The 21811-nt window shown below is 68.2% G+C and carries 20 protein-coding genes; 14 read left to right on the forward strand and 6 right to left on the reverse strand.

What is annotated here, in order from left to right:
* The coding region (locus tag D0Z08_RS33285) for an ATP-binding protein (RefSeq protein ID WP_118929125.1) at positions 1-1931 on the forward strand (1931 nt) is incomplete at its 5' end.
* Between the two features lie 157 nt (positions 1932-2088).
* Here the strand turns inward: D0Z08_RS33285 and D0Z08_RS30885 are convergent.
* Positions 2089-3255, reverse strand: a complete 1167-nt coding sequence (locus D0Z08_RS30885) for a thiolase family protein (RefSeq protein WP_118929126.1) — start codon at positions 3253-3255, stop codon at positions 2089-2091.
* Between the two features lie 100 nt (positions 3256-3355).
* On the opposite strand from D0Z08_RS30885, the gene D0Z08_RS30890 reads away from it, so the two are divergent.
* Positions 3356-3784 (forward strand): winged helix-turn-helix transcriptional regulator, encoded by a 429-nt coding sequence (locus tag D0Z08_RS30890; RefSeq protein ID WP_118929127.1) that lies wholly within the window; start codon positions 3356-3358, stop codon positions 3782-3784.
* Between the two features lie 27 nt (positions 3785-3811).
* Here D0Z08_RS30890 and D0Z08_RS30895 read toward each other — a convergent pair whose 3' ends face one another.
* The 5 genes from D0Z08_RS30895 to D0Z08_RS30915 are packed head-to-tail and all read right to left on the reverse strand — an operon-like array spanning position 3812 to position 8753.
* Complete coding sequence (locus D0Z08_RS30895) at positions 3812-4216, reverse strand: SCP2 sterol-binding domain-containing protein (RefSeq protein WP_118929128.1); 405 nt, start codon at positions 4214-4216, stop codon at positions 3812-3814.
* A gap of 42 nt (positions 4217-4258) precedes the next feature.
* Positions 4259-5647 (reverse strand): aldehyde dehydrogenase family protein, encoded by a 1389-nt coding sequence (locus tag D0Z08_RS30900; protein ID WP_118929129.1) that lies wholly within the window; start codon positions 5645-5647, stop codon positions 4259-4261.
* A 14-nt stretch (positions 5648-5661) separates the two neighbouring features.
* Positions 5662-6489, reverse strand: coding sequence for an SDR family oxidoreductase (locus D0Z08_RS30905; protein ID WP_118929130.1), 828 nt, complete (start codon positions 6487-6489; stop codon positions 5662-5664).
* A complete protein-coding gene (locus D0Z08_RS30910; RefSeq protein WP_118929131.1) occupies positions 6486-7793 on the reverse strand; it encodes a wax ester/triacylglycerol synthase family O-acyltransferase in 1308 nt (435 codons plus the stop codon). Before D0Z08_RS30910 ends, D0Z08_RS30905 begins: the two co-directional genes overlap by 4 nt.
* Positions 7794-7802: 9 nt before the next feature.
* Positions 7803-8753 (reverse strand): PDR/VanB family oxidoreductase, encoded by a 951-nt coding sequence (locus D0Z08_RS30915; RefSeq protein ID WP_118929132.1) that lies wholly within the window; start codon positions 8751-8753, stop codon positions 7803-7805.
* Positions 8754-8888: 135 nt separating this feature from the next.
* Between D0Z08_RS30915 and D0Z08_RS30920 the strand changes: the two genes are divergently transcribed.
* The 12 genes from D0Z08_RS30920 to D0Z08_RS30980 all read left to right on the forward strand — a co-directional run bounded on the left by D0Z08_RS30920 (position 8889) and on the right by D0Z08_RS30980 (position 21649).
* Positions 8889-10151 (forward strand): cytochrome P450, encoded by a 1263-nt coding sequence (locus D0Z08_RS30920; protein WP_118929133.1) that lies wholly within the window; start codon positions 8889-8891, stop codon positions 10149-10151.
* Positions 10152-10169: 18 nt separating this feature from the next.
* Positions 10170-11720 (forward strand): acyl-CoA synthetase, encoded by a 1551-nt coding sequence (locus D0Z08_RS30925; protein WP_118929134.1) that lies wholly within the window; start codon positions 10170-10172, stop codon positions 11718-11720.
* 87 nt (positions 11721-11807) lie between these two features.
* Positions 11808-12353 carry a TetR/AcrR family transcriptional regulator gene (locus tag D0Z08_RS30930; protein ID WP_118929135.1) on the forward strand — a complete coding sequence of 182 codons (546 nt, stop codon included), beginning with the start codon at positions 11808-11810 and terminating at the stop codon, positions 12351-12353.
* A gap of 72 nt (positions 12354-12425) precedes the next feature.
* Complete coding sequence (locus D0Z08_RS30935; protein ID WP_118929136.1) at positions 12426-12986, forward strand: TetR/AcrR family transcriptional regulator; 561 nt, start codon at positions 12426-12428, stop codon at positions 12984-12986.
* A 363-nt stretch (positions 12987-13349) separates the two neighbouring features.
* Positions 13350-14117 (forward strand): MlaE family ABC transporter permease, encoded by a 768-nt coding sequence (locus D0Z08_RS30945; RefSeq protein WP_182481602.1) that lies wholly within the window; start codon positions 13350-13352, stop codon positions 14115-14117.
* 12 nt (positions 14118-14129) lie between these two features.
* Positions 14130-14969, forward strand: coding sequence for an MlaE family ABC transporter permease (locus D0Z08_RS30950; protein WP_118929138.1), 840 nt, complete (start codon positions 14130-14132; stop codon positions 14967-14969).
* 2 nt (positions 14970-14971) lie between these two features.
* Complete coding sequence (locus D0Z08_RS30955) at positions 14972-16063, forward strand: MCE family protein (protein WP_118929139.1); 1092 nt, start codon at positions 14972-14974, stop codon at positions 16061-16063.
* Complete coding sequence (locus tag D0Z08_RS30960) at positions 16060-17076, forward strand: MCE family protein (RefSeq protein ID WP_118929140.1); 1017 nt, start codon at positions 16060-16062, stop codon at positions 17074-17076. Before D0Z08_RS30955 ends, D0Z08_RS30960 begins: the two co-directional genes overlap by 4 nt.
* 22 nt (positions 17077-17098) lie before the next feature.
* Positions 17099-18148, forward strand: coding sequence for an MCE family protein (locus D0Z08_RS30965; RefSeq protein WP_182481603.1), 1050 nt, complete (start codon positions 17099-17101; stop codon positions 18146-18148).
* Complete coding sequence (locus D0Z08_RS30970) at positions 18145-19281, forward strand: MCE family protein (protein ID WP_118929142.1); 1137 nt, start codon at positions 18145-18147, stop codon at positions 19279-19281. Before D0Z08_RS30965 ends, D0Z08_RS30970 begins: the two co-directional genes overlap by 4 nt.
* Positions 19278-20471, forward strand: a complete 1194-nt coding sequence (locus tag D0Z08_RS30975) for an MCE family protein (protein WP_118929143.1) — start codon at positions 19278-19280, stop codon at positions 20469-20471. Before D0Z08_RS30970 ends, D0Z08_RS30975 begins: the two co-directional genes overlap by 4 nt.
* A complete protein-coding gene (locus tag D0Z08_RS30980) occupies positions 20471-21649 on the forward strand; it encodes an MCE family protein (RefSeq protein ID WP_118929144.1) in 1179 nt (392 codons plus the stop codon). Before D0Z08_RS30975 ends, D0Z08_RS30980 begins: the two co-directional genes overlap by 1 nt.
* Positions 21650-21811 lie beyond the last annotated feature (162 nt).

Genomic DNA, 21811 nt, shown 5'->3' on the forward strand with positions numbered 1-21811 from the left:
TGGCGACGAGCCGACAGGCGCTGGGGGTCGCGGGGGAGTTCATCTTCAACCTGTCGCCGTTCAGCGTCCCGAAGCTCGAGGATCTCGACCAGCCGGATCTGGATGTGCCCGGGCACGACGCAGTCAGCCTGTTCGCGGAGCGGGCACGGGCGGTGGTTCCCGAGTTCGAGCTCACGCCCGACAACCGCGCCGAGGTGTCGGCTCTCTGCGCCCGCCTGGAAGGGATCCCGTTGGCGATCGAGCTGGCGTCGGCGCGGCTCCGGGCGTTGTCCCTTGTCCAGATCGTGGAGCGGCTCGACGACCGCTTTCGCCTGCTCACCGGGACCCGGGGCACCGAGCCGCGACAGCAGACGTTGCGGTCGGTGGTCGACTGGAGCTTCGATCTGTGCACGCCGGAGGAACGACTGCTGTGGCTGCGGGCCTCGGTTTTCGCGGGTGGTTTCGACCTGGATGCCGCGGAGGCGATCTGTTCGGGCGAGGATCTCCCGCGGGAAGCGGTGCTCGACGTGGTGGCGAGTCTGGTGGACAAGTCGATCCTCAACCGGGAGGACCGTGGGGCGTCTGCTCGGTACCTGATGCTGGACACGCTGCGCGAGTACGGCCGAACCCGGCACGCGGCATCGGGCGACGAGCGGTCCACCCGCGAGCGGCACCGTGCGTACTTCGCGGGCATCGCCGATGACCCCGTGTTCGGGCCCAGCGCCCGGGCTGTCCTGGACCGGTTGCGGGTGGAGCACGGAAACCTCCGGGCGGCGCTGGAGTTCTGCGCGACTGAGCCCGAAGAGGTCGTCCACGGGCTCGACCTTGCCAGCTCGCTGTGGAAGTTCTGGACCGCGATCGGAGCGTTTGCCGAGGGCCGCACCTGGCTCGCGCGCCTGCTCGAGAGCGCCACGGAAGAGACGGGCCTCAGTCACGCGCGAGCGCTCTGCATGGCGGGGTGGCTGGCCTCGCTCCAGAACGATCTCCCGACGGCAGCCGGGCTGCTGCAGCGGAGCGCGACCGAGGCAGCCGACCTGGGCGACCGCTGGCTGGACGGCTGCATCGGGCTGTTCGCGGGAGGCATCGCCACCAGCGAGGGCAGGAACGCGGAGGCGAGAGCGGCGTACGTGCAGGCTCTCGAAGCGTTCCGCGACGCGGACGAGCCGACCGGCGTGGTCATGACGCTGCGCCGATTGGCCATAGCCGAGTCCCTGGACGGTCATCACGACCGAGCAGCGGCGTACTACGAGGAGTGCCTCCAGGTCTGCAACGACCACGGCGAGGAATGGGACAAGGCGTACACGCTCTGGGGACTGGGCATCGAGGCGTGGCGGCGAGCCGACCAGGGACAAGCCAGGGAGCTGCTGAGGGAGAGCATCAGCATCAACTCCACCTTCGGGGACGACCGGGGCGTTGCGCTCGGCATCGAAGGATTGGCGTGGGTCGCTGCGGACCGGGAGGAGGCCGAGCTGGCAGCGGGCCTGCTCGGCGCGGCCGACTCCATCTGGCGGACCTTCGAAGCGCCGATGTCGGGTTACCTCCATCTGGCTCAGGCCCACGACGAGTGCGAGGACGCCGTACGGCGCGCCCTCGGGAAGCGGGCCTATGAGGCGGCGTTCGAGCGGGGAGCCCGGCTGACCCCGGAGCTGGCGACCGAGTACGTCCTGGATCCGGCAGCGTTCGGCGCGAGGTCGCGGCGGCGCCGGCCCCGTCCGGTGCAGGCGTCGACGCCGTTGACGCGCCGCGAGCAGGAGATCGCGCGGCTCGTGGCGACCGGACTCACGAATCGGGAGATCGCCAGCCAGCTAGTGATCTCCGATCGCACAGCCGAGGGCCACGTGGAGCACATCCTCACCAAGCTGGGCTTCCGGTCGCGCACGCAGATAGCCACCTGGCTCATGGAGCAGGAACAGGAACACGCTCCCGATCGCCGCGAACCTCCGCACGAATAGACGGGAGCACGTGGACTCCTGAGTGCTCGTAAGTGGAAGCCGGCGAGTGTCGAGGGCCGGCCACCGGCCTTCTCGGCCTCGCCATCTCCTGACATCGGCCGTGGTGGGCGTCGCTGGTTCGCGACGCCCACCACCGATCCCCGCACGTGGGTGCTCGTCAGATCCGCTCGATGATGGTGGCGTTGGCGAGGCCGCCGGCCTCGCACATGACCTGAAGGCCGAAACGGCCGTCACGCTGCTCGAGAACGTTGAGCAGCGTCGTGGCTAGCCGTGCCCCGGAGGCGCCCAGGGGATGCCCGATCGCGATGGCACCGCCGTTGATGTTGACCTTGTCCAGCGACGCCCCGGTCTCGGCCTGCCAGGCGAGCACGACGGACGCGAAGGCCTCGTTGACCTCGAACGCGTCGATGTCGTCGATGCTCAGGCCGGCCTTCGCCAGCACCTTCATCGTGGCCGGGATGACGCCGGTGAGCATGAAGATCGGGTCGTCGCCGGCGACCGCGAACGAGTGGACGCGTGCGCGGGCCTGGAGGCCGAGCGCGGCTGCCTTGTCCTCGCTGGTCACCAGGAGGGCCGCAGACCCGTCATTGATCGGGGAGCTGTTGCCGGCGGTGACCTTCCAGTCGATCTCCGGGAAGCGCTCGCTCCACCGGTCGTCCTGGAAGGCAAGTCGGAGGCCGGCCAGGGAGTCGGGCGTGGTGGTGGGCCGTATCGTCTCGTCGGTGGCAAGGTCGTTCACGTTGACGACCTCCCGGTCGAAGAGGCCGTCCTTCCAGGCCAGTGCGGCGCGCTCGTGGGAGCTGGCCGAGAACTCGTCGAGCTGGGCGCGGGAGAACCGCCACTTGGCGGCGATGAGCTCGGCGGCGACGCCTTGCGGGATCAGGCCGGGGGCGTAGCGCTCTGCGACCGACGGGCCGGCGAAGTCCTTGCCCTGGGCCTGCGACCCGATCGGGATGCGCGACATCGACTCCACGCCAGAGGCGACTGCGACGTCGTACGCCCCTGCGATGACGCCCTGCGCCGCGAAGTGCAGTGCCTGCTGGCTCGAGCCGCACTGGCGGTCGACGGTGACGCCCGGCACCGACTCGGGGTAGCCGGCGGCGAGGAGCCCCCAACGAGCGGTGTTGCCGGACTGTTCGCCGATCTGGGCGACAGCTCCGCTGATGACGTCGTCGATGATCGCCGGGTCGATGCCGGTCCGTGTGACGAGCGCACGCAGGGACGCGGCGTGGAGGTCGACCGGGTGGATGTCGGCGTACGCTCCGCCGGGCTTGCCCTTGCCGAGCGGGGTCCGGACGGCGTCGACGATGACGGCTGCAGTCATGGCTGTGATCCCTTTCCTAGGTTCTGGTGGGACGCTAGAGGGGTGGGTAGGAAAACACAACGGACTGGGTTGTGAGTTCCAACTCACCTATACTCGCCGCATGTCCTCCGATGTACGCGTCTGCTCGGTAGCCCGCACGCTCGAGCTGGTGGGTGCGAAGTGGACGCTTCTGGCAGTCCGGGAGCTGCTGCTCGGCAACCATCGCTTCGATGAGATCGCGCGCTTCACCGGCGCTCCACGAGACATCCTGACGACGCGGCTGCGCACTCTGGAGACTGAAGGCCTGCTCACCCGCGTCCAGTACCAGGACCGCCCGCCCCGCTTCGAGTACCACCTGACGAAGCTGGGGCTGTCGCTCGCGCCGATCGTCGAGGTGATGCGCGAGTTCGGGGACCGGCATCTCGCAGGCGAGGCCGGGCCTCCGATGACCTTCCGCCACACCTGCGGAGCCGAGTTCCACGGGGTGGTCGCCTGCCGGTCCTGCGGTCAGCCCGTGCGGGCGGCCGAGGTCGTCAGAACTGAGGCATGACGACCAAGTCGTCCTCGACGGCGACGTTCAGGCGAGCAGGTCGTCGCGGCCGTCGGCCTTGAGACGCTCGACGTAGCTGGCCTGGATGGGCTTGGCAGCAGGGAGCATCGCGATGAGCTTGGGCAGTGCGCCGGAGATCTTGATCGTGCCGCGGGCCACGGCGAGGGGCACGCTGACCTTGCCCTGCCAGAACCGGTTGGCGACCTCGCCGCTCAGCTCCAAGGTCATGTTGGGTTCGGGTCCGTCCCCGCCGACGTGCACCTGTTGCGCAACGAGGTCGGCGGTGACGACGGTCTCAGGGTCGGAGAGGTCCATCCGAAGGATGACCCCCGACTTCTGCAGGGCGGGACTGATCACGGGGTCGGCGAAGCCGGCTTCGAAGACCGCCGAGAGGTACTTCTCCGCCTCGGCGGCGTCGGTGAAGGTGGGCATGAGATCTCCTTGGGTAGGGGTGGAACGAGAGGACGGAGGCGATCAGAAGATCAGGCGGAGGAGGCGCTGGGTGAGCCTGTTGTAGGGCGGGTAGACCAGACGTGGATCGGGACGTGCCGCCCGCGCTAGGTGCGATTTCCGGTGGCTGAAGGTCTCGAAGCCCCACTTGCCGTGATAGGTGCCCATGCCGCTGTTGCCGACGCCGCCGAACGGGAGGCTGGGGCAGAGCACGTGCATGGCGGCGTGGTTGGAGACGACGGCCCCGGCTGGTACCTCATGGCGGAACTTGTCGATCAGTGCCCGTGAGCTGCTGAAGACGTACGCCGCGAGCGGCTTCGGTCCGCGGTTGATGAGCGCCATGGCGCATTCCGCGGACTCCACCGTGACGATGGGCAGGAGGGGGCCGAAGATCTCCTCCTGCATCAGCGACGAGTCCTCAGCGGGGTCCAGGACCAGGGTCAGGTCGACCTGCCGGTGCTCGGGGGAAGTCGTGCCGCCGTGGAGGACCTCCCCGCCGTGATCCTCGAGGAGTCGTGAGAGTCGCTCCGCGTGCCGCTGGGAGACGATGGGAAGGTTGCGGGCCCCGTCCCCCTGGGGGCTGAGGTCCGTGAACGCCTTGCGCAGCAGCGGGATGAAGTCGTCACGGACAGACGCCTCGACCAGCACGTAGTCGGGCGCGATACAGGTCTGACCTGAGTTGAGCAGCTTGGTCCAGGCGATGCGGCGGGCGGCCACCTCGAGGTCGGCGTCTGCGGCGATCAGCGCCGGGCACTTGCCGCCCAGCTCGAGGGTGACCGGCGTGAGGTGTGCCGCGGCAGCGGTCATCACGGCCTTGCCGATGTCCGGACCGCCCGTGAAGAAGGCGTGGTCCATCCCCTGGGCCAGGATGTCCTGGGTGACGTCCGGGCCGCCCAGCAAGACCGCGAAGGCGTCGGCGTCCAGGTATTTCGGTACCAGGTCGGCCATGACCTTCGCGGCGGTCGGGGTGTGCTCCGACGGCTTGAGGATCGCGCAGTTCCCGGCCGCGATCGCACCGACCAGAGGCCCCAGCGTCAGGTAGACCGGGTAGTTCCACGGTCCGATCACCAGGACGACTCCGAGTGGTTCGTAGTCGTACCACGCCTTCCCCGGGAACTGGGAGAGCGGCAGGGACACTCGTGTCGGCCGAGCCCAGGACCTGAGGTGCTTGATGGCGAATCGGACCTCGGCCAGCGTGGGTGCGATGTCGCCGAGGAAGCTGTCGTTGGCGGGCCGACCGAGATCCTCGGCGAGGGCGGCGGCGATGGCGTCCTCACCCTCGACCAGCATCAGCTCCAGCGCCCTGAGCTGTTCGAGGCGCCAGTCAAGGGGCCGGGTGGCTCCGGTGGCGAAGGTGTCGCGGAGGCGAGCAACCTCGGCAGCGGCAGAGGCATGCTGCTCAGTCGTGGGCATTTCTGTTCGCCGCCTCAGGACCGCTTGACGCGGTCGTCGTACGCCGCTCGCTTGTCGCGGTCGAACGTGAGGAACGTGTCGTAGGCGCCGAGCCGGCTGTTGAGGCTGTCGCGCAGGCGCCGGCCGAACAGGGGCTGGGTGCGCAGGATCGCGCCCACCAGCTTCGGGACGTAGACGTCCTTCGGCTTGCTGGCGACCGCGTCGGCGATGGCCCGGGCGACGTCCTCAGGTTCGACCACCGGGATCAGCCTCGTGGGGCGGGTTCCGGCGATCAGCTCGGTGTTGGTGAAGTGCGGCATCACGCAGGTGAACGCCACGCCGGAGCCACTGTGCTCGACGCGGGCGGTCTCGGTGAGCGCGACGACCGCCGACTTGGTGGCGCAGTAGGCGACGCCACCCGGGACCGGCGACTTGCCCGCGGTGGAGGCGACATTGATGATGTGCCCAGCACCGCGGTCCAGCATCGGAGGCAGGGCGAGGCTCATTCCGTGGAGGCAGCCCAGCACGTTGACCTCGAGCGCACGTCTGAGCGTCTCAGGTGACTGTTCGATGAAGCGGCCGATCGGCATCACTCCGGCGTTGTTGACCAGCACGTCGAGCGGTCCCTCGGCGGTGGCCGCCTGGAGGAACGCGGCGTACGAAGCGTGGTCCGAGACGTCCAGGGGGAGGCCGAGCACGTCGGCGCTGATGGCGGTCGCCGCCTGGGCAGCCAAGTCGCCGTCGAGGTCGCCGATGACGACAGCGGCTCCCCGGGCGTGCAGCTCCCGGGCAGTGGCCAGACCGATGCCGCGTCCTCCACCGGTGATGGCGATACGCAGGCCGTGGAGAGTTGAGCGGCTCATCGTGTGCTCCCTTGGGGGTCGGGGTTGAGGGTGATCTGTTCGTGCAGGGACTCCAGCTCTGCCCTGAGGTCGTCCGCGATCTCGCTGCCGTGCGGGACTCGACGGGGGTCGGTGGTGACCATGAAGGAGAGCGTGCCGTTGTAGCTGAGAACGGCGATCGTCAACGCATGCCGCTTCGTCAGCGGCGTGGCGCCGAGGATGAGCTCGAGCTCGCGGCCGAGGAAGTGGACCGGTCCCGGCGGGCCCGGGACGTTCGTGACGGTGAGGTTGAACATGCCGGCGCTGAACTGGGCGGCGCGGTTGAGCGACCTGGCCAGTGGCGCGGGGGCCAGCCCGAGCAGTCCCATCATGGTGGCTGTGGTGGAGGCCTGTCCGGAAGCAGTCGCTTCGGCCACGCTCTGGACGACCTGCTCGACTCGTGCGTCGGGTGCGGCCTCACCCACGGGCAGGGCCGGGTAGGTCATCCCGATCTGGTTGCCGAGGCTGCCACGGGCGCCCTGGGGGCGCCGGTTGACCGGGACGAAGGCGTGGAGCTTGTCGACCATGGCGTCGTGGCGGGTCAGGTAGCGACGCAGCGCCCCCGTCACGATCGCGAGCACGATGTTGTTGACGGTCGTGCCGTGGACCTTGCGGATGTCGTGGATGGAGTCCAGCGGCACGGTGACGTACTCCGTACGCCGCGTCGGACCCGAGGTCCCGGTGTTGAACACAGACGTGGGTGCCTGGCCCAGCAGCTTTGCGGCGCCCTGGAGTCGGCGAAGGGGGGCAGGCACCTGCGCATTGACCGGGGCAAGCTCGCGGCGGGCGGGGTTCGATCGGGTCGGCGGCGCACCCAGGTCGGAGTCCGGTGCGAGCAGGGCGGTGAAGATGTCGATGATCGACAGGCCGTCCACCATGCAGTGATGCACCTTGAGCGAGACGGCGAAGCCCTCGGCCAGTCCTTCGACGAGTCCGACCTCCCAGAGCGGCCGGCTCAGGTCGAGAGGTGCCGACGTCATGTGGTCGATGTGCGCGGCGATCTCGTCGTGACCGCCGGGACTGGGAAGGGCGATGCGGGAGAGGTGGTAGTCGAGGTCGAACGAGTCGTCGTCGACCCAGCTGGGTCGGCCGAGGCCGAACAGCGACGGGTTCAGCCGCTCCTGGAAGCGAGGCAGGCCGAGCAGTCGTTCGCTGACGGCGGCGCGGAAAGCGGCTGGGTCGGGCGCCTCGCCCTTGAAGATGAGCATGCCCGCCAGCTGCATGCGGTTCTGCCGGTCTTCGACCTGGAGGAAGGCGGCGTCGAGGGCGGAGAGTCGGGCTGACATCCGTCTGCCTCAGAGATCCAGGACGAGGCGGGCCGACGTGGCACGCGAGACGCAGGGCATGAAGCATCCCTGTTCCCGGTCCTCCTCGGTGAGCACGGAGTCGCGGTGCTCGGGCTCGCCATCGAGGATGACGGTCTCGCAGGTCCCGCAGACACCTTCGCTGCATGACCGAAGCACGAAGAGGCCGTTGTCGGTGGCGACGTCGAGGATGGAGGTGCCCGCAGGGACCGCCGCAGTGACACCGGATCGGGCGAACTCGACCTCGAACTCGGTGTCGACGACGTCGTCGCCGAGCGCCTTCGGTGCGAAGCGCTCCAGGTGCAGGGCGCCGGCCGGCCACGGCTGGCAGCGCTCCTCGACTGCGTTCAGCAGCGGCTCGGGCCCGCAGCAGTAGACCGCCGTGTCCTCGCGCGGGCTGCCGAGCACCGAGTCGAGATCCATCAGCCCGTCGGTGTCCGCAGGCTGGATCCGCACGCGGTCGCCGTACTGCTCGAGCTCCGGGAGGTACGCCATGGACTCGCGCGAGCGGCCGCCGTAGAGCAGATGCCAGTCGGCGCCCGCCCGCTCCGCCTCACGGATCATGCACAGGATGGGAGTGATGCCGATGCCGCCGGCGATGAACTGATAGCGGGGCGACTCCACCAGCGGGAAGTGGTTCCGAGGGCCACGAATCTGGATCTGCTGACCCTCCTTCAGCTCGTCGTGCACGTGCTCGGATCCACCGCGGCTCTCCGGCTCCTTGAGCACTGCAACCTTGAGGTAGCGCCGGTCGGCAGGATCGCCGCACAGGGAGTACTGGCGAACGAGGTCAGGCCCGAGGAGCAGGTCGACATGGGAACCCGGCTCCCACGGGGGGAGGGTTGAGCGTGCCTTGAGCTGGAGCTCGACGACGCCGTCGGCCAGCACCGTCTTCCGATCCACCGTCAATGTCAGGTTCAGCTCGGTTGTCAGCTGCGTCATGGCTTCTCCTCCAGGTTGGTGCCACCGTCTGAAACATAACGTAACCTATATTTGGTTAGGTTTGTCAAGGGGTTGACATTCCGAGTAACGAATGTAATGTAAAGTCTGTTACATCCCAACACCGGAGGCTGACGCATGACGATCGCATCGAGCAAGCGCGTACACGACGACGTAGAACTGTCCAGCGAAGCGTTCTGGGCACAGACCGCTCGCGAGCGCGATGAGTCCTTCTCGGTCCTGCGCAGGCAGCGGCCGGTCTCCTGGCAACCGCCGGCTTATGGCTCGCTGATGCCGGACCCGAACGACCCTGGCTACTGGGCGGTCGTGGGACACGAGGACGTGATCGCAGTCAGCAAGGCGCACGACGTCTTCTCGTCCTCGCCCGACCTCGGCGGCGTCATGTTCGAGAACGTCCCGGCCCAGCTCCTCGAGGAGACCCAGTCCATCCTGGCGATGGACGAGCCGCGACACGGCATCACCCGCCGACTCGTCCACTCCGCGTTCAGTCCGCGTCAGCTCCGTCTCATCGAGCAGCAGATCCAGAACCAGGCATCCGCGATCGTCACCGCCTTCCTCGAAGACGGCCCGCGCGACTTCGTCGAGCAGGTCTCGATGCGGCTGCCGCTCTGGACGGTCTCACAGATGCTCGGAGTCCCGGAGGAGACCCGAGACCGGATGGTCAAGGCGGTCGACGACATGGTCGGCTACAACGACCCCGAGTACATCGGGGACGGCGACCCCTTCACCTGCCTCCTCGGTGGCATCGCGACCCTGCATGACATCGCCCAGACCCTGATCGACGAACGTCGCTCGAAGCCGCAGGACGACGTGATCACGGCCCTGGTCCAGGCAGAGATCGAAGGACACAAGCTGAGCGACGACGACATCCGCTCCTACTTCTGCCTCCTCGCCATCGCCGGCAACGACACCACGCGCAACACGACCAGCCACGGCATGAAGGCACTGTTCGACAACCCGGACCAGAAGGCCCTGCTGTCCGAGAACTTCGACCGGGCGATCCCGGGCGCTCTCGAGGAGTTCGTCCGCTGGGGCACGCCGGTCATGACATTCCGCCGTACCGCCAAGGTCGACGCGGTGGTGGGCGGCATCGACGTGGACGCCGGGGACAAGGTCGTCATGTTCTACTCGTCGGCGAACCGCGACGAGCAGGTCTTCAAGGACCCGTGGCAGTTCGACATCACCCGCAACCCGAATCCGCATGTGGGCTTCGGCGGCGGCGGGGTGCACTTCTGCCTCGGCAACCACGTCGCGCGGCTGCAGATGCGCGCACTCTTCGGCCAGCTGCTCACCAGGGTCCCCGACCTTCAGCTGGGGGAGCCGGAGTACGTCGGCGGCCACTTCATGCACGCGATCAAGCGCATGCCCTGCACGTTCTGACGACGAGACGAGGACACGATGTATCCGGGAACCCATGCGGCCACCACCCCCGACAAGCCCGCGGTCATCATGGCCGGCTCCAGCGAGGTGGTGACCTACGCCGAGCTGGACGACGAGTCGCGCCGGTTGGCCGTCGCACTGCACGACCTCGGCCTGCGGAAGGGTGACGTCGTCGCGATGCTGAGCGACAACGCGGCCGAGTGCTTCACGATCTACTGGGCCGCCCTTCGCTCGGGGCTCTACCTCACCGCGATCAACTCCCACCTGACTCCGGCAGAAGCGGCGTACATCGCTGAGGACTGCGACGCGAAGGTGCTCATCTCCTCGGGCCGGCTCGGCGACCTCGCCGAGCGGGTCAGGGAACTGGTGCCCCAGATCGCCCACGCCTACAGCTTCGGCGGCGACCTGGAGGGCCATTCGGCGTACGCCGACCTGCTCGCCTCGGCCGGCGACCGTGAGCTCGAGGAGCAGCCGCGGGGGAGCGACATGCTCTACTCGTCGGGCACGACCGGACGTCCCAAGGGCGTCAAGCCTCCGCTCCTTCCCCTCACGGTTGATCAGCCCGGTGACCCGCTCACCGGTCTAGCCGCGCAGGCGTTCGGCTTCGGCGACACCGACGTCTACCTGTCACCGGCGCCGATCTACCACGCTGCCCCGCTTCGCTGGTCCGGCGTCGTCCACGCCCTGGGCGGGACCGTGGTGGTGATGGAGAAGTTCTCTGCCCTCGAGGCGCTCGCCGCGGTCGAGAAGTACCAGGTCACCATCACCCAGATGGTCCCGACCATGTTCGTCCGGCTGCTGCAGCTCGACGACATCGAGCGACTGGCGTGCGACACCTCGAGCCTGCGCCTTGCGATCCACGCTGCGGCGCCGTGCCCGCAGGAGGTCAAGCAGGCGATGATCGACTGGTGGGGCCCGATCCTGCTCGAGTACTACTCCTCGACGGAGAGCAGCGGCCTCACCCTCATCACGTCCCAGGAATGGGTCACCAAGCGTGGCTCGGTGGGCCGCAGCATGTTCGGCCCCGTGCACGTCTGCGACGAGGACGGTCGCGAGCTCTCGGCCGGTGAGATCGGACTGCTGTACTTCGAGCGGGACGTCCGTCCGTTCGAGTACCACAAGGACCCGGAGAAGACGGCGAAGGCCGAGCACCCGGACCACCCGAACTGGACCACGGTCGGGGACGTGGGGTACGTCGACGACGACGGCTACGTCTACCTCACCGATCGCAAGTCGTTCATGATCATCTCCGGCGGGGTCAACATCTACCCGCAGGAGGCGGAGAACGCCCTCACGCTGCACCCGGCCGTCTTCGACGTCGCGGTGATCGGCGTGCCTGACCCGGTGATGGGCCAGCAGGTCAAGGCCGTCGTGCAGCTGCGCAAGGGCTTCACCCCGGGTCCCGAGCTGGCGGAGGAGCTCCTCGATCATGCCAGGTCGAAGGTCGCCGCCTTCAAGGCGCCGAGGACCATCGACTTCGTCGAGACCCTCCCGCGGACCGAGACCGGCAAGCTCGTCAAGGGTCGGCTCGTGGAGCAGTACGCCGCGGCGTCGGAGGTGTCCGCATGAGCGCGCCGGACCGTACGTTCATCGCCCGGCGGCTCATCGGCCGCGATGTCACCGGATAGCACCCGCGTCCCCACCGAGTGACCAACCATGCGCCGGATCGTGACGGAGGACGACTACTTCGAAGCCGCCCTCGATCTCCTCGTCAGCGATGGGCACACGAGTCTCAAGGTGGGTTCGCTCTGCGAGGCACTGGGAGTGACCAGTGGATCGTTCTACGGATACTTCTCGGGCCTCCCCGAATTCGTGAGCGAGCTGATCTCCACGCGATTCTCCGACCGGAACGAGCTGCTGCGCGAGCTTGCCGCAACTGATCTCGGGCCGGAGGTGAGGCTCGAGCGGCTGCGGGATCTCGCCTGCGGAGTGCAGCACCGTGCGGAGTCAGCGATCAGGGTGTGGGCGCAGCACCAGCCCGAAGCCGGATCCCTGCAGCGTCGGTTGGACCGGGAGCGGGCGAAGGCTCTGGTGCAGGTCCTCGAACCACTGGTTGGTTCGCCGGAGGCGGCGCAGCGGCTGGGAAAGCTCGGCATGGCTCTCCTGGTCGGGTGGCAACACCTGCAGGTCGATGCATCTGCCGGCGACTTCGACCGGTTGTTCGACGAGTTCGAGCGCGTCGTCCTTCGGGCGAGGCCGTGAGGTGCCGGGCAAATATGGATTACTCTATATCCGGGGCCGATGTGGCCTCGGGCAATCTTCGGGAGGGGAGCCATGCGCCTTCTGGTCACGCGCGACGACTACTTCGAGGCCGCGATGAGACTGCTCGCCGCGGAGGGTGCGGGGAAGCTGAAGATCGGCGTGCTGTGCAAGTCGCTCAAGGTCACCACGGGCTCGTTCTATGGCTACTTCGGGAGCTTCGAGGGTTTCGTCTCGGAGTTCCTGGCCTATTGGGAGGAGTCGCAGACCGAGCGCATCGTGCAGATGTCGAACGCGCCATCGGATCCGGTCGAGCGCATCCACCTCATGAAGGAGCTCGCCGCGCAGGTGCCGCACGACGCGGAGGCCGCGATCCGCTCGTGGGCGCACACCTCACCGCAGGTCGCCGAGGCGCAGAAGCGGGTCGACGAGCGTCGTCTCGAGGCACTGGCCGGTGTCCTGCGACCAGCCGTGAGTTCACGCCGCGAGGCCCGCACGATGGCAATGATGGGCATCACGCTGCTGGTCGGGCTCCAGCAGTGGCGCTCGCCGGTCAACCGGAAGGAGTTCGACCTCCTGTTCAACGAGTTCGAGGGTGTCGTGCTGGCTCGGATGGCGGATCGCGCCGTCTCCTGAGCGCCGGGTTGCGCGCGGAGCCCGGGCGTCCGAGCTCGAGGCTTCGGAGACCTTCCCCGGGACGTTTCCCGCACCCTCGGGCGATCCGGTCTGCGGCTGCACGCGGGACGTCCCGGTCGAACGCTAGATGTGCGAGGCGAAGGTCATGCAGATCTTCGAAGGCACCAACCAGATCCAGCGGCTGGTGATCTTCAAGAGCCTCGACAGGAACGCTTGATCGTTCCGCTGGTTCAAGGAGAACCGGAGCTCGCCGCCGGCTGGTTGACAGGGTGCACCGTGCTACGTAGTCTCTATAACATACTGTATCTTACAGTTGATAGCGCGTCTGTCACTGACGCACCCAACTCGATGGGGTCGGAAACTATGACGACAGTTCTGGAATCGGCTGCCAAGCCGACCCGGGTTCTGGGCGGCGTGCTCGCTATGACCCTGGACGCGCTGGTCATCTTGTGCACGCGGCGGTTCTCCTGGCGGGAGGCGGTCCAGCAAGCGTGGTTCATCGCTCGCGTGTCCCTGGTTCCGACGTTGCTGGTGATGCTGGGCTTCACGTTGCTGGTGATCTTCGAGGTGAACCTGCTGCTGAAGGATCTGGGCGCCCTGGATCTGGCCGGTGGGATCGCCGGGATCGCCTCTGTCCAGCAGATCGGCCCGTTCGTGACGGTGGTGGTGGTCGCGGGCGCCGGGGGTACGGCGATGTGCGCGGATCTGGCTGCGCGCACGATCCGCGAGGAGATCGCGGCGATGCAGGTGCTGGGCATCGACCCGATCCAGCGGCTCGTCGTACCCCGGATCGTGGCGGCCGTGCTGGTCTCGCTGGTGCTGAACGTGCTCATCTGCGCCGGCGGGTTGGTCGGCGGCTACTTCTTCTCGGTCTACCTCCAGGGCGTGACGCCAGGGGCGTACCTGGCCAGCATTCCCCTGTTCACCGGGCTCCCGGAGCTCGGGGTGAGCATGTTCAAGGCGCTGGTCTTCGGCCTGATCGCCGCGATCATCGCCTGCTACCGCGGACTGAACGTCGCCGGCGGGTCCAAGGGGGTCGGGGATGCGGTCAACCAGGCCGTGGTGATCACCGTCGCCGTTCTGGTGCCGGTGAGCCTGTCCATCACGCTCGTCCAGTTCGCCGTCCTCTAAGCGAGATCTTCCATGTCATTGACGAGTCCCCGCCTCGGCGTACTCCGCGATGCCTCTATCAGGGGCATCGACGCCATCGGCGCGCACGGCGTCTTCTACGCGAGGGTGTTCAAGAGCATCCCGCGTACCTTCCGCCACCACCCCGGGGAGATCCTGCGTCTGATCGCCGAGCTCGGCACCGGCACCGGTGCGCTGGCCCTGGTGGGCGGATCGGTGGTGATCGTCACCTCGATCACCTTCTTCGCCGGCGCGGTCGCCGCCGCCCAGGGCTTCGAATCCTCATCCAGCATCGGCGTCGGCTCCCTCAGCCCGCTGCTCGCGGCGTTCTTCACCGCCCGCCTCTCCACCCCGCTGCTCGCCGGGGTCGCCCTGTCGGTAACGCTCGGCGCGGCGACCACCTCCCAGCTGGGCGCGGCCCGGATCAGTGAGGAGATCGACGCCCTCGAGGTGATGGCCATCCCCTCCGTCCCCTACCTGGTCACCACCCGGCTGCTCGCCGGGATGATCGTCATCACCCCGCTCTACGTCTTCGCGACCCTCGGTGGCTTCCTCGCCGACTACCTGCTGCTGGTCTTCTTCTACGACGTCGGGCAGGGCAACTTCTCCCACTACTTCTTCCTCTACCTGCACCCCCTCGACATCGTGTTCTCCTACATCCAGGTCCTGGGCATGGTCGTCGTGGTGATGCTCGTCCACACCTACTACGGCTACACCGCCAAGGGGGGGCCCGCAGGCGTCGGGGAGGCTGTCGGCCGGTCCGTCCGCGCATCGCTGAGCGGCGTCATGATCGTCAACCTCCTCATCGCCATGGCGATCTACGCCAACTTCAACACCTTCCACCTGGCGGGCTGACGATGTTGAGCGATGCAATCAAGCTGCGGATCGGCGCCGTGGGCCTCGTGCTCACCGTGCTGAGCGCCTTCGCCCTGACGGTCGCGCTCTACAACCGGGCGTTCGCCGATCCGGTCCGGGTCACCGTGGTCAGCCCTCGGGCCGGCCTGGTGATGGACCCGGGCAACAAGGTCAAGCTGCACGGCGTCGAGATCGGCCGGGTCGGCTCGGTCGAGCTGGTCGACGGCCGCGCGCGGCTGGTGCTGGAGATCGACCGCGACAAGTTCGAGGGCATCCCCGTCGGAGTCAGGGCAGACATCCGCTCCACCACGATCTTCGGTGCGAAGTACGTCGAGCTCGTCCCGCCGCGCCCGAACACCGGGACGGATGCGGGTGGCGACCTGCGCGAGGGGGCGACGATTCACACCCTTGGCGTCACGACCGAGGTGAACACGGTGTTCGACAGCCTCGAGCGGGTGCTGTCGGGGGTCGACGTGGCCGACCTCAACCAAACGCTGACAGTCCTCGCCCAGACCCTGAGCGGACGGGGTGGGCAGATCGCCGACGTGGCCGCGCAGGCCGACGCGTACCTGACGAAGCTCCAGCCGTTGTTGCCGCAGCTGCGCAGGGACTTGCTCGAGATAGCCCGGTTCGCCCGGCTCGCCCTGGACATCTCCCCGGCGCTCCTCGACATCCTTCGCAACGCGACGGTGACCGCGGGTACGGTCGTGGACCGCCGTCAGGCTCTGCACCAGTTGCTCGTCGACCTGTCGATCCTGGGTGGGCGCGGCGCACAGGTCCTCGGCGTGAACGCAGACGCCCTGGGCACGCTGGTGCGCGGGCTGCGGCTGCCGACCGGAACGCTGCGGGCGTACTCCACCGAGCTGCCCTGCTTGCTGATGGGTCTGGACCGCACCAGGGAGCTCATGGCGGACGCGATCGGTGGCACCGATGCCAGCCTGCGCGCCGTGATCAGCTTCCGCTCCGGTCTGTCGAAGTACACCGCCCCCGCTGACCTCCCGGGCATGCCCGTGGGCCGGGGTCCGGCCTGCCATGGCCTTCCTGTGCTCTCCGCCGACCAGGTCCCGGTCCCGGAGCGGGGTGAGCCCCAGTGAACGTCCGTGGCGAAGCGATCCGGCTCACGGTCTTCGGCCTGGTCGGCCTCCTCACCGCCGGGCTGCTGTACCTCACGCTCGGTGAGATCCGGCTCGGGCCAGCCAACAGCTTCACGGTGGAGATGGACGACGTATCCGGCCTGGAGCCAGGAGACGTCGTGCGGGTGGCCGGCGTCCGGGTCGGGCAGGTCGACGGGCTCGAGGTCATCGACGACAACAAGGTCCGGGTCGCCTTCCACGTCGAGGACGGCCAGGAGCTGACCGACCAGACCCAGGTCCTGGTCCGCTACGAGAACCTGCTGGGCGACCGCTACCTGGAGCTCCAGCAGCCGCCAGGGACCGGCTCGCCGCTCGCGCCCGGCGCCACCATCCCCGCCAGTCGCGCTACACCGGCACTGGACCTCGACGTACTCCTCAACGGCTTCCGGCCCTTGTTCCGGGGCCTGCAGCCCGACCAGGTCAACGAGCTGGCCACCAACCTGATCGCGACCTTGCAGGGGCGTGGCGGCACCGTGGAGTCGCTCTTGCAGGAGACCGGGGAGCTGACCAACGGGCTGGCTGATGACAGTAAGGCGATCTCCTCGCTGATCGACAACCTCAACGTGCTGCTCGGCAGCCTCGACTCCCGCGATGCCCAGCTGCGCCAGACGATCGGGGAGTTCCGCCGCCTGGTGACCGGGCTCGCCGAGGACCGCGACCCGATCACCCGGTCGGTCGTGGCCATCAACCAGATGGCATCGGAGCTGACCGGCCTGTTCACCAGCGCGCGCGGCCCGTTCAGGTCCACCGTCATCGCAGTGGACCAGCTCGCCCGACTGCTCAACACCAACACCAAGACCCTCAACAAGGTCCTCGACTCACTCCCCGATGCCTACCAGGTCCTCGACCGGGTCGCCTCGCACGGGAACTTCTTCAACTTCTACCTCTGCGCCGTCCAAGTCATGGTGACGGGGCCGGGCGGTCGACCGATCAAGACCCCCGTGGTCCGCAGCCAGGTCGAACGGTGCAACTGATGGGCAACCGATGGGGCAACCGATGAACCTCAAGATGTTCCGCGAGCGCAACCCACTCCCCCTCGGCCTGATCGTGGTCGTCTGGCTGGTCGTCGCTGTGCTCCTGGTGCTGAACATCTCCTCCGTGATGCGGCTCTGGGGCGGCCACTACGAGGCGGTACTGCCCGAGGCCGCCGGACTCGCTGCCGGCGACCCGGTCCGCGTCAGCGGCATGCACGTCGGCCGGGTCGACAGCGTCGAGCTGGGCGAGGGGTCGGGTGGAGGCGTCGTGGTGGAGTTCACGATGAGCGAGCCCGGCATCGAGCTGGGCGAGGAGACCACCGCCGAGGTCAGTGTCGACACCGTGCTCGGCGACAAGGCTCTGCAGCTCACCTCCGAGGGTGAGGGCCAGCTCGCCGAGGGCGCGACCATCCCGATCGAGCGCACCTCCGCGCCCTACGACATCACCGAGGCACTCACCGACCTCCACGACGAGACCACGTCGATCGACGTCGACAAGGTCGCAGGCGCCCTCGATCAGGTCGCCCGCACCGTGCAGGGCGCCACTCCCGAGCTGCGCCGCGCGCTGCAAGGGGTGAGCCGGATCTCGGCAACGATCAGCGGCCGCGACCAGGCGCTGCGTCAGCTGCTTGCCAACGCGGACCAGTTCACCGACATCCTGGCCGATCGCAGCGGCGACATGACCGCCCTGGTCCGCCAGGGCAACCTGCTCTTCGCCGAGCTCGCTGCCCGCCGCGACGACATCTCCTCCCTGCTCGCCAATCTCTCCAGCATGGCCCGACAGCTCAGCGGTTTCGTCACGGACAACCAGGCTCAGCTCGGCGCGACCCTGGACGGCTTGAACGACGTCATCGACACCCTGCGTGAGAACAAGCAGAACATCAGCGCGACGCTGAGCGGGCTGTCGGTCTACGCGACCGGCCTCGGTGAGGTCGTGTCGTCCGGTGAGTTCTTCTCGGCGTACGTGCAGAACCTGCTGCCCGGAAACCTGCTCCAGCCCGACCTGGACGGGCTCCTCGTCGATCCCCAGCTACTGCAGGGGCTGCAGCGGGACTCAGGAGGCAACCGATGATCGACCGCTCTCTGCACCTCGCCCGGCGTCCCTGGTTCTTCGGGCCGCTGGCGCTGATCCTGGTCGTGGTCGGCACCACCGGCTGGAACCGGGCCGATCGCACCGACCTCGTCGCCTACTTCGCCAGCACCGACGGCATCTACGCCGGCGACGAGGTGCGGATCCTCGGCGTACCTGTCGGGAAGATCGACGACATCGAGACCGAGGACGGTCAGGTCCGGGTCGAGTTCCACGTCAACGGCGACGTCAAGGTGCCCGCCGATGCCAAGGCCGTCATCGTCGCCCCCTCGCTCGTCAGCAGCCGTTACCTGCAGCTCACCCCTCGCTACGACGGCGGTGCGGAGATGGCGGAAGGCGCCACCATCCCCCTGGACCGGACCGCGGTGCCGGTCGAGTGGGACCAGATCAAGGGGCAGGTCAACGATCTCGCCGTCGCACTCGGACCCCACGGCGCCAACGAGGACGGCGCCCTCTCGGACCTGGTCGACGCCTCCGCCCATGCTCTACGTGGCCAGGGCGGCACCATCAACCAGACCATCGCGGACCTGGCGAGCGCGATCGAGGTGCTCAACGCTGGCGGCGACGACGCGTTCTCGACGGTGAGGAACCTGCAGGTCTTCGTCTCGGCCCTCGCTCACAGCGACGTCCAGATCGCCGAGTTCATCCAGCGACTGGACACGGTCTCGCAACTGCTCGCCGACGACAAGCACCTGGTGCGCGCGGCGCTGCGCGACCTCGGAACAGCTGTCGGGGACGTCGAGGGCTTCGTCCGCGAACATCGCGGTGCGCTGTCGGAGACGATGCGCGGCCTCACCGACATCCTCGGTGTCGTGGCCCGTCAGCAAGGCGACCTCGCTCAGATCCTGCATGTGGCCCCCAACGCGATGGCGAACATGGCCGAGGCCTATCACCAGCGCCAGAACGCCATCGGAGTCAACGCCGTCGGCGCCAACATCCACAGCCCCGGCCAGCTGCTCTGCGGGGCTCTCGGCGGCGCCGCCGCGACCGACGAGGCCGGCACCGAGCGTCTCTGCAATCGGCTGATCGGCAACTTGCTCAACCAGGTCGCCAACGACCCGCAGTCCCAGCAGCTGCTCTCGGCACTCCTGGTGCTCCTGGCAGGTGCGCGATGAATCGGGCCGCATGGGGTTGCCTGGTCCTCGCTGCGGTACTGGGCTTGTCGAGCTGCCGGTTCGACGGCATCAATGAGATGGCGCTGCCCGGTGGCACCGGCACCGGCGACAACGCGATCGAGGTCACCGTCGAGCTCCCCGACGTCGGCACGCTGACCCCCAACGCACAGGTCAAGGTCGGTGACATCGCGGTCGGCACCGTCCGTGAGATCAACGTCGCGGACTGGCACGCAGAGGCTGTGCTCAGCATCGAGCCCGACGTCGACCTTCCTGCCAACGCCAGCGCAAGTGTCGGCGTCAACACCCTGCTGGGCGCCGCCTACGTCGAGCTCGCGGCACCTGACCATCCCAGGGGCGAGCTGGCCGATGGTGCCCGCATCCCGTTGGAGCGCGGCCACGCCTACCCCTCCACCGAGCAGGTCCTCTCCGCAGCCTCCCTCGCCCTCAACGGCGGCGGCCTGGAGCAGATCAGCACCATCACCGCCGAGCTCAACAGGGTCCTCGGTGGCAACGACCGAGCGGTCGGCGACCTGCTGCCCCGCCTCGAGGGCTTCGTCAGCGCCCTCAACGACCAACGCGCGGAGATCCTGGCCGCCGTCGGCGACGTCGCCACCATGTCCGAGAGGTTCGCCGGACAGCGGCGCGTCATCACCCGCGCCCTGGACGAGATCGGACCGGCCCTGGAGACCCTCTCGACCGAGCGGCCGAACATCACCGGAGCGCTGCGGTCGCTGACCGACCTCGCCCACGTCGTCGTACCCCTGGTCACCGACATCCGCGACGACCTGGTCTCCGACCTGGAGAACCTCGACCCGGTGATCCGCGCGCTCGTGCGCGCCGGTGACTCCACCGTCTCCGCGCTCGGGTTCGCCGTGACCTTCCCCTTCGCCCCCGAGACGGTCACCAACGCGTGTCGCGGCGACTACTGCAACCTCACCGCGATCTTCGACCTCACCAACACCGCCCTGGCCACCGGCTTCATCAATCCCGACGGCACCCTCGGCATCCCCGGCTTCCCGGGCCTCGACCTGGCCGGCCTGGTGGGCTTGCTCGGTGGCAACGGCACCGTCGGCGGAGTCCCCGGGCTGATCAACGGGCTCACCGCGGGCCAGAACCCCGGTGGCCCCGTCGGCCGGCAGCCGGACCTCTCCCTCGACGGACTGCTCGGCGGCCTGACAGGAGGCAACTGATGTTCCACCTCATGAAGGGCGCATCGCCGTTCGTCAAGAAGCAGCTGGTCGCGTTCGCGATCGCATCGGTGGTCGGCATCGTGTTCCTGGCCATGACGTTCCTCCGCGTGCCCGAGACCCTCGGCGTCGGCAGGTACCACGTGGACGTCCAGTTCGCCCGTGGCGCCGGCTTGTACGAGGGCGCCGAGGTCACCTATCTCGGCCACCCCGTCGGCAAGGTGAGCTCGATGACCGTTGACGGCGACGGCCTGACCGCGGAGCTCAGCCTCGACACCGACACCGAGATCCCGGCGACCGTCAGGGCCGACATCCACAGCCGCTCCGCGGTCGGCGAGCAGTACGTCGCCCTCAGCGACGCCGACCCCGACAATACAACTGGGTCCGAGCTCCTCGCCGACGGCGACACCATCCCGGAGTCGCGCACCTCAGCGCCAGTCGAGATCGGCCCGGTGCTCGACAACATCTACGCCCTGGTCGAGAGCCTGGATGCCGACCAGCTCAACACGGTGCTGACGGAGATCAGCCGCGGGCTCGAGGGCCGCACCGGCGACCTGCAGACCATCCTCGACGACGGCGCCCAGCTGCTCGCCCTCGCCGACCAGAACTTCGGGCCGACCGTCTCACTGATCCGCGGCACCGGGCCCCTGCTCGGCACGATCAACGGCACCTCCGACCACGTCCGGCGGCTCTCCCGCAACCTGGCCCAGGTCACCGCCGAGCTCAGGGCCGGCGACGACGACATCCGCAACCTCCTGGCTGACGGACCTCGCTTCGCCGAGACCACCAACGGCCTCATCGACGACCTCGAGGGCAACCTCCCGCCCCTCCTGCAGAACGCGAACACGATCGCCCGCGTGCTTTCCACCTTCGATCCCCACCTCCAGCAGGTCCTCAGCGACTACCCGCTCGTGGTGGCCATCATCCAGTCGGTCACCCTGCCGGCCGCCAACGACCACGCGGGCCGACTCACGGTGGCCAACGTCAGCGACCCACCCGAGTGCACCCAGGGCTTCGTGCCCCCCAGCCAGTGGTCGTCCCCGTTCGACGCCTCACCCCGCCGGACACCGCTGGTCTTCTGCACCGCCCCGCACAGTGATCCCCGGGCAGTCCGCGGCGCACGCAACATCCCCTGCCCCGTCGACTCCGCACGCCGGGAGGGAGACGTGTCCCGATGCTGACGGACCGGTGGGCAACAGCAGGATCAGCTGCGGCTAGCTCGTTCGTCGTAGGTGTTCGGCTCCGGGCGGTGCGACGATGATCCGGTGGGCGCGCTGGCTTCGGAGAACCTGGCTCGGCGGAAGGACAATCTGCCGGTCGAGGTGACGAGCTTCGTGGGTCGC

The organism is Nocardioides immobilis (genome assembly GCF_003515065.1).
Lineage (GTDB): Bacteria > Actinomycetota > Actinomycetes > Propionibacteriales > Nocardioidaceae > Nocardioides > Nocardioides immobilis.